Source organism: Paenibacillus sp. V4I9 (genome assembly GCF_030817295.1).
Classification (GTDB): domain Bacteria; phylum Bacillota; class Bacilli; order Paenibacillales; family NBRC-103111; genus Paenibacillus_E.
In genome coordinates this window covers 139,027-151,638 of record NZ_JAUSZE010000001.1, presented here as the reverse complement: position 1 = coordinate 151,638, position 12,612 = coordinate 139,027, and the positions used below count along the sequence as shown (strand labels likewise).

Genomic DNA, 12,612 nt, shown 5'->3' with positions numbered 1-12,612 from the left:
CCTTGAAGGCCTGTTTTCCATACGTGATGTATAAGGTGTTCCCTTTCTTTTCAAACCCAAGGTTTTCTATACTGCTTACACCAATCGAGTTGGTAGGATCATATAGCGTACCATCTGGATTAACATAGTTTAGGGCAAATACTTTTTAAAGCTGGGTCTATTCCAGGTTCTTTTTGTACCCACCAATAACCCGCAATTAAAAACAAAACGAAAATGGATGTCCACACCAAGGTTCTAAACACACTATCACCACCTGTATTTTGCAATTCTCTACTAAGTACACAGAACTAAATCTTCCCAGTGGAGATTTTAAAAATAGGATATTAGGCTTATACAATATGGCTATATACACCCGTACAATTGGAAAACCTAAGATATACAAAAAGACAAAAAAAAAGACCAATAGCAAGAGGCGACCCGGCTGCCACATCGTTTTCATCTGAAAACGGTAAGGCCCGTAGTTTTGCGTCCCTGCCTTTCGGTCAGGTTTGCCTTTTTCAATTACAACTGCTCTTAATTTCATTGTCGATCTAACTTTTCTTTGTGCCCAAAAATCGATGGCTTAACTTATGAAAAAAGTTGCATTATTTCTCCTCTTTAATATGAGTCTACATACCTATATCATACATATATACGACTAAATTTGATTAAATCCTCTTTTATTGGAATATTTTGTTGAAAAAAGTACGTTTCCTTCGCTTACCACAACTAAAGCAGAAACTCTCTTTCTCCATTTCCGACATATAGTGACTCCATTACGGTATTTCATGTCAGTATGTCTTAATATATCGGACACATGTACTTTTTTCAATGGATCAAAATGTCGAATTAAGTCGAATTCGACGAATTTTTCACAAAGTATTGAAGATGAGTACCAAAAAATGTCCTTTCTGGTACCAGAAGTCCTAGAAACATTGGCCTAATATTTTGCACTCGAGAAACATATATAAGCCCCTTATTCAAAAACAACCCTATCCTACAGAGAGGGTTGTTTTCTTTGAAGTCAAAACTTGAATTTCAGCTATATTGTTAGAGTTGCGGAGGCTCTGAATATCAAAGATATTCGGGAGATTATTGATCTTGTAGATGTTTGGAATGAGGATAACGAGTAAGGTTAAAGGAAAGTAAAAAAACATAGAAGCTGTTGCTTCTATGTTTTTTCACTTTGACTTAGTACAACCATTTTTTTTGAGAGGGTGATGATTTGAGCTACTTCTTTGTGAAACAGTGGTTTCTTTGGAGTGGAAGAATACTTATTTGGAAAGCAATGTATTGAAATTCATATTTCTACTGTATGTATTTAACAATGGAGCTCTCGTGAAAAAATGTAATTAAAAACAGCCAGGGAAGGAATTTATATTTCCTTCTCTGGCTGTTAATCTTGTTTATATAAATTAAATAACACAAGTCACTTTACCGCACAAATGTACTTTTGCAAACTATCCTCAACACATTCGGAAATTAATTGCACGAATGGTTTTAATTCATTTCGTATACTGGCTATTTCCAAAGTCTCATAATATTTCAAACGAGCCTCATTTGCTGCTTTTACAATTGCTGGTGGAAATCCATATTTCATTAAAATTAAATTCATTAAAAGCCGTGCTGTACGCCCATTACCATCAGAAAAAGGATGTATGTAAACGAAACGGAAATGAAATTCCGCGGCTAGTTCAACTGGGTGCAATTTATCTTTGTGTTCATTATACCATTGAATCAACTGTTCCATTTTTTCCGAGAGCACTGTGAAGTTTGGAGGGGTATGAAGAGAGCCTGATATCAAAACGTTGATCATCCGATATCGCCCTGCATTCTCATCGTCAATGTTTTTAAGCACTAGATGATGAATTGATTTTATGACATACTCACTCAATTCCATGTTTCTATTTACTACATCTTGTACGTAATAAATAGCTTCTGAATGGTTAACAACTTCAAAATGCTCATGCAGCTTTTTACCACCTATTGTTAAACCTTCTTCTAAAACTAATTTAGTTTCTAAAAGTGTTAATGTGTTACCTTCAATCGCATTAGAGTTGTACGTCCATTCGACCCGATAAACTTGCTCCAAATTTCTTACAGCAGCCGCTGGTAAAGGACGTAATTTATCTAATTTACTTTTTAAAAGATCTATTTTACCAAAGGTCATATTGCCCCTCCCTCCTTACTTTTATTACCATTATATCACAGTTAAAAAAATTAGACGTTGACTAACTACACTCGAAATAAGTCTTATTCTCCGTCTATCAGATCCATAATAGTCCATGATTTTCGAATACTTTTCATCACCCCTGGGTTAGAAAGCATCCAATCCACCTTTTACAGTCAAACCAAGTTTTTTACCCATTAAAAATGTTCAAAATTGCACTACCATACTTTTCAATCTTTATCTTCCCAAAACCCTTTACCTCTAATAATTCATTTTCAGTTCTTGGATATTTCGCAATCATATCATCCATCTCAGCGTTGTTAAAAATATAATACGCCTTGCTTTGCTCCTCTCTTGATGTTTGCAGCCTGTATGCTGTCAGTTCTTCACGAAGCGCTTCTTCATTTTTTCTTTGTACGTTATCATTTGAGAGCTGATATTTTGCTTCGAAATCCATATCTATTGGAGTATTAAGCTTGATTAGCAAGCTAGCAATATCATACATATCCTTCTCTGCCAGATCATATTGATTCGCCTTATCATTTTGGTACTTCTCTAGTGTCACTTTAATTTGGTCATACTTAATTAGCGTCTTTTCGATCTCCGCAGGGCATTTATACTTCTTAATGATCGTTTTAGGATTGGCCATAACCACAAGTGACAAGATAGGCAAATTGTTGATTTTCAGCTCTTTTGAAAGCACGTGTTTAAGTATATCAACGTGTCTCTTATTTTGAGTGACTGGACTGTAGATTCCCTCTTTGTAATCTTTCCCAAATTTGTTCTTTAAGGTTCTTACGAAGTTACCGTCTGAGTCAATCGAGATGTTACCACTTAACTTCTTGGTCTCAAGGATGCATGTAAATTTGTTTGAAATCACGACAAAATCAAGTTGAGCAACGTAGTCTTCATATTCTAACCTAACATCATGAAGGCAAAGTAAAGGTAAAAATGAATTTTTCAATTCAAAATAAACATTATTCTCACCATCTATTCCGTATTTAAGGAGCTTTATATCCTTTTCAATATTGTCCTTTTCTTCGCCTTCGACAACCTTATTAAAAAGTTCGTTCAAAGCTATTAGTTGATGATTCTCTTTTGTGAAGTCTTTTACGAATGTTGGACTTTGAATTGTACGTTTTTGACCAAATAATTTATTTAATAATGACATAACCTATCTCCTAGCATTGTGTTTTAAGTTTGATTAGAAGTAGTTATCACCTAACTTTATATGAAAATTATACCACGATATTTTCATTGTGGTATCTATTCTTGTGACATGACAGACTTACCTATAGTCCCAACTAAAAGGCGCTCAGGAGCAATTCTAGAGCGCCTGACACCGCTACGAAAAACAATTTGAAAATACGAATCATACATATTTGCATTGTGTATGATTTATAAAAACGGCACAAATGATTGTCAATTCCATTTAGTTCACCATTATCATGTTTGTATCATACATAATTTTGGAATAATGAATTTATGATGATGGGGAGGCTTACCTAAATGGAGTTCGTACAGCCGATTCGTGACAAAAAACAAATCAATGCCATGAAGAAAATTTTGAAAGCAACGAACCTTCGGGATTATTGTTTATTCACAGTGGGAATCAATTCCGGATTAAGAATCAGTGACCTATTGAAATTAAAAATGAGTGATGTTGTTGATAAAAATAGTAATATCAAAGCGCGAATTTATATACGGGAGAAAAAGACAAATAAGGTAAAGGATTTTCCAATTAGTGCGGCGGCCAGCATGGCATTAAAAGAATACTTTGACGAACGAGAAGACTATTCATATGAAGAACCACTTTTTATTTGCCGAAAGCAGCACGCAGGTAAAGCTTCTTTACAACGGGATCAAGCATATAAGGTCATCAATAACGCAGCAAAATCCATCGGGATCAAGGATAGGATTGGGACCCATACACTACGGAAAACATTTGGTTACCATGCTTATCAGTCAGGCGTAGACATTACATTGATTCAGAAGCTTCTCAATCATACAACTCCCAATACAACCTTAAGATATATTGGTATAACCCAAGACGATATGGATGATGTGTATCTAAAATTGAATTTATAGTACATAAGTCATTTTGAAAATGTATATGTTTTAAGAGCTGGATTGCTTTGGCAATCCAGCTCTGTTTGAAAGAAAATATTAGGTAGAAATTATAAGTTCTAGCCTTAAGGAAGCTATTATACATGCACTCTTTTAGAGTTTCGGTAGAATTTTCGGTATGCGGGTCAAAATGCGAGTTTTATAGAGACTGTTATAGTTGGCTGGAGCCTTGATTTCACTGGGTTTTCGGCGTTCGCTTTATGTTCGCTTAGGCTCATTTTGTTAGTTTAGGAGAGGTTTTTTCACCAACTTTACACCAGTTTTACACCAATAGTTTACTAGTTTTAACACCACTTTTTCACACCAATATTTACATCGATATTTACACCATATTTACACCAATAGTGCCAAAAAAGGATCATCACTTGACACATGTTCCCAGAGGAATACGTATGGGTTCATGTGAAGGAGACATGAATATCATTTAGGGTGCATGTAGGTTTACACCATGATTATACATGCCCTCCTAGTGATACATGTAGTTAAAAAACTGTGAAAATACATACATCTCTGGGGGTTGCATGTTAATTTCGGGTGAAATACTAAAAATATCAACACCAATTATGAACACGCCCCCCAATAATTCCTTATGCCGAGGAGCTGCCAAATGTAGATATAGCAAGGGCTTAAACGTTGTTCGTTACCACTTTCCACACCAATTTACATTGGTGACAAATGGGTGCATGTAGAAACGTGAAAGAAACGCAATAAAAACAACCGGAGCAGGAATTTGAAATTCCTGCTCCGGTTGTTAATCTTATTTATATAGGTTACGTGACACAAATCACTTTACTGCACCTATGTACTTTTGCAAGCTATCCTCAACACATTCGGTAATTAATTGTATAAATGGTTTTAGATCATTTCCCATACTTGCTAATTCTAAAGATTCATAATATTTAAAACGAGCGGCATTTTCAGCTTTTACAATTGCTGGTGGAAATCCGTATTTCATTAAGATTAAATTCATTAAAAGTCGTGCTGTACGCCCATTACCATCAGTAAAAGGATGAATATAAACAAATTGAATATGAAACTGCGCCGCTAGCTCAACTGGATGTATTTTACCTTTTTGTTCATTATACCACCGAACTAGCTTTTCCATTTTCTCAGTGACTACCGTAAAATGTGGAGGGGTATGCTGTGAGCCTGATATCAAAACGTTAATCATCCGATATCTCCCTGCGTTTTCATCGTCAATGTTTTTAAGAACAATGTGATGAATTGACTTTATCACAGATTCCGTGAGTTCAATTTTCCGACTTACAACCTCCTGAACGTTGTTGATAGCTTCCGAATGATTGATAACCTCGAAGTGTTCATGTAGTTTTTTCCCACCAATAGCTAGTCTTTCTTCTAAGACTAATTTAGTTTCTAGTAGAGTTAGCGTATTACCCTCAATCGCATTTGAGTTGTAAGTCCACTCAACTCGATAAACCTCATCTAAGTTCCTAACAGCCGCAGACGGTAAAGGTCTGAGATCATCAAGTTCTTTTTTCAAATGATCTGTTTTAGCAAAATTCATTATACCCCTCCCCCATCTTACTATTACCACTATCTCACAGGAGGTGATATTTAGTCGGTGATTGCACCTAGCCTTAACCCGCTTTCAGAACTTTGATTTCACAATAAGAAAAACGATGATCTATTTCATCATCATGGTAATCACGATTTTTCTAATTTTTGATCAGCCTTACTTAAGACTTCACCTATTGATAAGTTGATTACCAAATCTGCATAATTATCAAGCGGGGTAGGATCACGATTGACTATAACAAGTCTAGCTCCGCGTTGTTTAGCTCGCTTGGGAAATTGATTAGCTGGACTTACCTGCAATGATGAACCTAAAACAATAAACAGGTCAGTGCTCTGTAATAAATTCTCAGCAAGGTCAATTGATGCTTGTGATAGCATCTCTCCAAAGAGGACAACATTCGGTCGTATAAATCCTCCGCAGCTGCAAGAATTCCTTTCAACCGGAGGAAGATAAATCTGAGATTCAAATTGTTTATCGCAACTCATACAACGTAGTGTTCCCAGATCGCCGTGAAGCTTTGCAAGTTTTCTTGTACCGGCTTGTTCATGATAATTCTCCACATTCTGCGTAATGATTCCTTTGATTAATCCTTTACTTTCCCATTTCGCAAGTATATGATGCCCTTCATTGGGTTGATGGTTCAACATTTCTTGGATACGCCATTGATAAAACCTAATAAACTCAGAACGATTCGAATTAATTGCCTCAATATCCGCCAACTCAATGGGATTACGATTATTCCACATTCCCCTGTCTGCTGAACGGAAATCCTGCAGCCCACTTTCCGTTGACATACCAGCACCAGAAAAGATTACAGTCGACCTTGCTTCCTTAAGCAATTCTGATAGCAATTTGATTCCCTCCTCAAAACATTCTTCGTTCGGTTGTAATTCCTTTTAAACGCTATCCGGTTTCTCATCTTCTAGCTGTCGAATAGCGCACATTATCGTCAATCGCATACGCGGAATCAATACTTTTTCCAGAAAACATTGAAACTAACTTCACTATAGTCAAAATCCAAAAATTACGAATTTCGATTTAATATCTGTTTAATCCGATTCGTTGCTGCTTCTCCTAGATTCTTCTTCCTTATCCAGTTAATCGGGTGGGACGGCCAATTATTCTCTAGAGAAACAACAATTTTATCTTTGTAATTATTGATTGACGATTTTCTCATAATTTCATCTACTTGACTAGAAAACTTCTCTCTCAAAAAGCCCATGATGACAAATGGCGATTCTTCAAAAATTCGGAGTATTTTATCTGAATATACATTTTCATCTTCTAGAAATCCTATAAATGATTCATTTTGTTTTTCTATGATTGCTTTTATATTCTGATGATACAACTCAGCTTTATTCCCTTTGGGACACACTGCATTAGATGTATTAAAAATTTTAACTTTCCCATTCAAATTATTAACATTGCCGAGTGCAATCTCAAGGGATTTAATAAGGTTTATCATTGTCGGGTCTGGAAAACCCCAGTGCGTAATTGTATCTCCTAGTTCATTGAAACCTCCCCCTGATTCAAATGTACTCCAATGAGGATGTTCAATAAATCCATAGGATCCGGGATTTGTCATCAAGACACTGCAAATCACTTGGGTACCTTCTCCAAACTGTATGTAAGTGTTATCCCTGACCATGTAGCAAATACCCTCATTGTCTTTATGGTAATCTAGAACTCCGTTGGAAAACCTCCTCATTCTGCCATGAACGCGTTGATTATATTTTCTAGGCATTATTTCTTTACCGCCCCTTCAATGAGAGTTAATTCACATGATTTAATTTCATGACCTTAATGCGGCAAATTAAAAAAAGGTACTTCAACTCGCTGTTAATTTTAATCCAACTATCGTAGTTTAATACCATGCTTCAACACTGGAGTAGTTTACTAGAAGGTAAGTGGGAATACTAATAATTCCATTTCAAGATTATGGCTTAATTATACAAGGAAACCCCGACATGTTTCCTTGTCAGGGAAAATACTTTTGAATCAGATATGCACTCATCATATATAGCCTGCCTAACATTTATACAGAATCGCTCTTTCCTAAATTACATCTTGAACAAAGTGATTGTAGGTTATTAATTTCGGTTTCTCCGCCTTTTGACCACGGTATAATATGGTCCAGATGCAATTCTATCGAGGCGTCTTTTGCAGGAGATGCACCGCATATGCAACATTTAAACATGTCTCGTTTCAATACATCAAACCTAAGTTTTATGCCTGGTGTACGACTAGTCTTGTGAGTGCTAGATTTTTCGATCTTCTTTGCTCCTAACGCACTTGTTGAGTCCATAACATCGAGATTACTATTTGGGGCTATGATACGCTCTCCGTTAACACATTTACCTACTGGAAATTCCGCTTTTGCTCCCTTGGGTCTATGCCATATTACACCATTATATGGATAATTTAGCCCAACACATTCATATTGACCTTTACCATTATATATAAATAACGTGGGTTTATTGGGTTTAATTCCATTATTAATAATGTTATAGCAGTAGTCAGAAGGAATAATACTCACTACCGTTCGCCCATACTTCAAATTAACTTCTCTAACAATTTCACTCCTCTCGACAACCTTGCCAATACCGAACATCTTAACTACATCAATAGCGTACTCAACGATTTCTTCATCAGTTGTCATTAAATATTCCAACCTCTCTAAATAAAAAATTAAAATTACCATTAAAAATTATGTTACACTTCTGGTTTTTTTATATTTGATAGTAGGTACTTTGTCTTTTAACGCAGGAAACCATTTTTCTATCTTATAAACTTGTTGAATAATTCCATCGAAAATCAAAAATGCATAATCAACCTTTTCTCGATCTTTTCCCACTTTCCAAATCCCTCTTGTTGCATTATAAATATCTTAATCAGACATACGAAAATTGTGTAACCATCATAAGTACATCTATCTCCCATTCGCTCTAATATTAAATTAGCCTTTTAATACATATATGCAAGAAACCGCACGAGACAATTCCTTTATTAGATGACATTACCGCTCTGCAGACTAAACTTCATCAAACAACTCCTGTATTTCTAATTGCAAAAGTTCTAATAATGGAAAACTTGCGTTGTACCCGAGGCTTTGTACGATGCCGGTGTAGTACCATTTTTTGACTACCCCTGCCTCTTTTAAATTTCTCCCAAGCTGTTTCCCCCGTAGTTGCCAGGTCACGCTTGATGGAACGGAGATTATGGAGCTTGTCGGCGCAGACAACGAGGCGAATTGGCAAAGGAGCATACTTCAATTCGTCCAATGTGTGCTGCTTCCGCTCCTCCCAACTAGCTCCTTTGTCTGATTCCGAGCACCCCTTCACTATTTCGAGCACTCTTTGCCCAAAAAGTTCTAGTATCTCTTCCTCCTTCGTGTCCGTATCTTCAAGGGTATCGTGGAGGAGTCCCGACACAACCACTTCATCTTCGCATCCTGCTTTCAAGAGGATCATTCCTACGGCTTAAGGATGACTAATGTACGGAATATCCGTCCCTTTACGTTTCTGGGACTGATGTGCCGTTGCGGCAAATTCAATAGCAAGATCGATAATGCTCATTTAGTATTACGTCCTTTGTTTTTGTATTATTTATCCATCCATAAGCTGAGGAATGAATCCTTCTGTCGCCATTACATTCTATGCAATTCATTTCCCAGTATCGCTACATCTACTGCAATCTCTTCCGCTCATAATTCTCTCGCACTTTCTACAATCTATAATCTTCTTCCCATTGCAAGTTGCCGTGGTTCTGGCGCTCTGATCTTCTTTTTCTTTCTTCCAATTTGATTTAAGCGCCCCCTTTAAATTGATTCAGTAAATCTTGTTCTTTTGGTACAAATTATTTATTTAATACATATTGCCATTTGATACAAATTGTATCACGCCAGTTTCTTTAAAGCATTATAATCTTCTGAAGCAAGCAACTGTAAACTGTCATCGATTCTTCAATATGTGCGATGCCTGGGTATTTAGGAATATCACATCAACTGAGGTAACATTAGTCCTCTCTTCGCTCAGCATGCGTCTTGAATGTAACGATTACTTTATTAATTATTCATGCTAATCCTCCTAACAGTGGGCAACTAGATTATACTTAGAGTACTGCTCCCGACAGAACATAGCCGCTTCTTTTGAGCTTTCGAATCTGGCCCATCCACCATCCCGCCTTAGATTTTCAATTTCCTTATGTTACGTTTTCTTTTTCTGTTCGACGAAATTGCATTGCAAAATAACATATCCACACCATTTCCCATGACAATTAGACAATATTTCCCCACACATTCTTCTCACGTTCTTCCACCACTCTTCCAACAAAAAAGCCTGAGCAATTTGCCCAAGCTTTTGGAATCAATTTTAGGTTTTTCATAATTTGATGATTTTGAATGACCACACAGTACTATCGATACTTTCTAGAAGCTCAAGGGTTGATTTCTTCAACCCTCTGTGTCTCCATCATCACCGTCGATATACCGCGGCTTACTTGGGACCTCTGGATGCTAGAATTCATGTTCGTCTCTTTGTTGGTCTTGATTTGGGTGGTTTCAGATAGGTTTAAATCCAATTTATCATCAATCTAGCAGCAATTTTTCACCACAATAATAAATGCATTCAGTGGTGTGGTTTCCCTTCCTGATGAAGGATGAATGCTGAACAGGATAAAAATGATAACCTAGCTAATATTTCAAGAATTTAAGAATGATGGGACCGAGTAGAGTCACCTTATAAATAAGGCTGTTACTCCTACAATAATAGCTACTCCAATGCCTCCGAAAAGCAAGATAATTCTAGCATTCAACTTCTTTATCTCTTTAAACAAGGACTCAATATCTATATTGTTAATACGATCAATTATTCCATTTGTTTTCTTTTCAAAAATTTCTTGTTGCTGTTTATTGACTTCAATATATGTTGAAATTACATTTTCACTTTGTGTGTTAATATTACTATTCGCCTGTGACAATTCTTTTAAGAAACTCTCGTACCTTTCATCAAACTCATTTTTTTGTTCTGTGATAACTTGCAAGCTTTTTTGCGCAATGTTTTCAGATATCTTGTCTATATTCTCATTTGCAATTTTAATTTCGTCTAAGAACCCCTCATACCTTCCATCAAATTCTTTTTTTTGTTCAGTAATAATTTGTGAGCATTTAAGTGCAATGTTTTCAGATATCTTGACTATATTCTCATTTGCGGATTTAATTTCGGTTAAGAAACTGTCGTAATTATCGTCCAATGATTTATTACTAATATCGATTTTTGTTACTAAATCATTCAAAATATCGAACAGCTTGTTTGAAATTTGAATATTCTTTTTGAAATCATCAATTCCTGACAATAATTCTTCAAAATCATTAAATAATTTATTTTCCATAGCTACCCCTAAATTTTATATTTGCAAATCGTGCTAAAACCCCATAGTATATTGCATCTTTTTCATTCGATTCAAATACTCTCTTAAATAACTCAATCCCATTAATATTATATCTTTGTGCATACAACTCAAAATTTTTCAAAAGATCAAAACGGTTTCTATTGTCACAATTTTTGTAAACTCTTATAACTGTATTCAAGATATCAGTAAACTCTGTATTAGATGTATAAGTAAGAATTCTTTCTATTCTACCTTTATCAAATTTCCCATCAAATTTTAGGTGCAAGATAAATAGTAAATAGTCCAACTTGTATGAATATTGATTGCTATTGATTCTTTCAATATTAACCGCTATTGACTTATCCAGTCCCCCTATTATATTTTCAGAAATTTCTTTTATTGATAATTTTGAAAAGTGCAATTCGTCATTTTTCACTTCAATAAATGGTAGAGAGAAATATTCTTTTAACCTACTCATTATTACTTGGTTTCCGCTCTCTTTGTGCATTTCGATAAATGATAAAAGGTCTAAAAATTGCTCTTTGTGATGGTATAAAAATTTTGCATGATACCAATTAACATAAATCTTAATTATTTCTTCTATATTATTTGCTTTTGATACCTTAGAAATGCTTTCCCTATTGTTGCCCATAAAATCAAAATAATCGTTTGTTTTTTGTTTGATAATGCGAAGCATATTATCGTTAATTTTATTCGCGTTATTAATAATATTTACAAGAATATCTATTGTTTTTTTCTTTTCGTCCATCGAATAAGAGTACCAATCATTTATATAACCTATTACGTAAAGCATATAAAGATATCTTCTTGTAGTTTCAATAAAGTCTATTTGATATGCATAGATGAGTCTTCCACCATCTCTAAGACTTTCGTAATTCGCAATCAAACTCTTATATAAATCCTCTTTTGAATCAATATTATTATTAAGCTTTCTATATGTCTGCGAATAATCATTATTTAATTCATCTAAGATTGAACTGATATTATCAATTTCACCCACTCTTTTTAATAACACAGGATCAATATTTTTATCGGAAATATTTAAGTATATTATATATGAGGTAACAGCTTCATTAGCTCTCCCGGCCCTTCCAATTTGTTGAACATATTCACTCTTCGAAACTGGTAACCCAAAATGAACAATATTATTTACGTTTTGAAAGTTAATACCAACTCCAAGACCTTCACTCGCAACAAGCACTTTACACTTATTCTCAGCAAAATGATGATATGCATCAGGATTATTTATTGAAAACACATCGGCTTCATACCCAATTTTTTCTGCCAGGTTATTAGAAATTTGATCATTCTTTGTAAAAACAATAGTTCTTTCATTATTTTTTATTGTTTTATTTATTATCTCACAAACTTCTTTATACATATCTGAAGT

The 12,612-nt window shown here is 35.1% G+C and carries 11 protein-coding genes and 1 riboswitch; of the genes, 1 reads left to right on the top strand and 10 read right to left on the bottom strand.

Translation table 11 applies throughout. The features are described from left to right. Positions 1–408: 408 nt before the first annotated feature. A riboswitch (cyclic di-GMP riboswitch) is annotated at positions 409–503 on the bottom strand. A 905-nt stretch (positions 504–1,408) separates the two neighbouring features. Together QFZ81_RS00630 and QFZ81_RS00625 are read right to left on the bottom strand one after the other, a co-directional pair. Then, entirely contained in the window at positions 1,409–2,149 is a 741-nt protein-coding gene (locus QFZ81_RS00630; protein ID WP_307600982.1) for a Fic family protein, read from the bottom strand. A gap of 190 nt (positions 2,150–2,339) precedes the next feature. After that, complete coding sequence (locus QFZ81_RS00625; RefSeq protein WP_307600980.1) at positions 2,340–3,320, bottom strand: NERD domain-containing protein; 981 nt, start codon at positions 3,318–3,320, stop codon at positions 2,340–2,342. Between the two features lie 338 nt (positions 3,321–3,658). On the opposite strand from QFZ81_RS00625, the gene QFZ81_RS00620 reads away from it, so the two are divergent. Then, positions 3,659–4,237, top strand: coding sequence for a site-specific integrase (locus QFZ81_RS00620; RefSeq protein ID WP_307600978.1), 579 nt, complete (start codon positions 3,659–3,661; stop codon positions 4,235–4,237). Positions 4,238–5,060: 823 nt separating this feature from the next. Here the strand turns inward: QFZ81_RS00620 and QFZ81_RS00615 are convergent. The 8 genes from QFZ81_RS00615 to QFZ81_RS00580 form a co-directional block, all read right to left on the bottom strand. After that, positions 5,061–5,801 (bottom strand): Fic family protein, encoded by a 741-nt coding sequence (locus tag QFZ81_RS00615; protein ID WP_307600976.1) that lies wholly within the window; start codon positions 5,799–5,801, stop codon positions 5,061–5,063. Positions 5,802–5,941: 140 nt separating this feature from the next. Beyond that, complete coding sequence (locus QFZ81_RS00610; RefSeq protein WP_307600974.1) at positions 5,942–6,664, bottom strand: NAD-dependent deacylase; 723 nt, start codon at positions 6,662–6,664, stop codon at positions 5,942–5,944. 173 nt (positions 6,665–6,837) lie between these two features. Then, positions 6,838–7,557: a hypothetical protein gene (locus QFZ81_RS00605; protein WP_307600972.1), complete on the bottom strand. Its 720-nt coding sequence runs from the start codon at positions 7,555–7,557 to the stop codon at positions 6,838–6,840. Positions 7,558–7,848: 291 nt separating this feature from the next. Beyond that, positions 7,849–8,472 carry an HNH endonuclease gene (locus QFZ81_RS00600; protein WP_307600970.1) on the bottom strand — a complete coding sequence of 208 codons (624 nt, stop codon included), beginning with the start codon at positions 8,470–8,472 and terminating at the stop codon, positions 7,849–7,851. Positions 8,473–8,520: 48 nt separating this feature from the next. Continuing rightward, entirely contained in the window at positions 8,521–8,667 is a 147-nt protein-coding gene (locus QFZ81_RS00595; protein WP_307600968.1) for a hypothetical protein, read from the bottom strand. Positions 8,668–8,854: 187 nt separating this feature from the next. After that, positions 8,855–9,274: an HD domain-containing protein gene (locus QFZ81_RS00590; protein ID WP_307600966.1), complete on the bottom strand. Its 420-nt coding sequence runs from the start codon at positions 9,272–9,274 to the stop codon at positions 8,855–8,857. A gap of 1,270 nt (positions 9,275–10,544) precedes the next feature. After that, positions 10,545–11,201, bottom strand: coding sequence for a hypothetical protein (locus tag QFZ81_RS00585; protein ID WP_307600964.1), 657 nt, complete (start codon positions 11,199–11,201; stop codon positions 10,545–10,547). Further along, complete coding sequence (locus tag QFZ81_RS00580) at positions 11,191–12,603, bottom strand: C-terminal helicase domain-containing protein (protein WP_307600962.1); 1,413 nt, start codon at positions 12,601–12,603, stop codon at positions 11,191–11,193. The genes QFZ81_RS00585 and QFZ81_RS00580 overlap by 11 nt, the downstream gene beginning before the upstream one ends. Positions 12,604–12,612: the final 9 nt, after the last annotated feature.

Coding starts and splice junctions, on each gene's coding strand:
- QFZ81_RS00615 (WP_307600976.1), bottom strand. CDS start 5,801: ATGAATTTTGCTAAAACAGATCATTTGAAAAAAGAACTTGATGATCTC.
- QFZ81_RS00625 (WP_307600980.1), bottom strand. CDS start 3,320: ATGTCATTATTAAATAAATTATTTGGTCAAAAACGTACAATTCAAAGT.
- QFZ81_RS00620 (WP_307600978.1), top strand. CDS start 3,659: ATGGAGTTCGTACAGCCGATTCGTGACAAAAAACAAATCAATGCCATG.
- QFZ81_RS00630 (WP_307600982.1), bottom strand. CDS start 2,149: ATGACCTTTGGTAAAATAGATCTTTTAAAAAGTAAATTAGATAAATTA.
- QFZ81_RS00600 (WP_307600970.1), bottom strand. CDS start 8,472: ATGACAACTGATGAAGAAATCGTTGAGTACGCTATTGATGTAGTTAAG.
- QFZ81_RS00585 (WP_307600964.1), bottom strand. CDS start 11,201: ATGGAAAATAAATTATTTAATGATTTTGAAGAATTATTGTCAGGAATT.
- QFZ81_RS00605 (WP_307600972.1), bottom strand. CDS start 7,557: ATGCCTAGAAAATATAATCAACGCGTTCATGGCAGAATGAGGAGGTTT.
- QFZ81_RS00580 (WP_307600962.1), bottom strand. CDS start 12,603: ATGTATAAAGAAGTTTGTGAGATAATAAATAAAACAATAAAAAATAAT.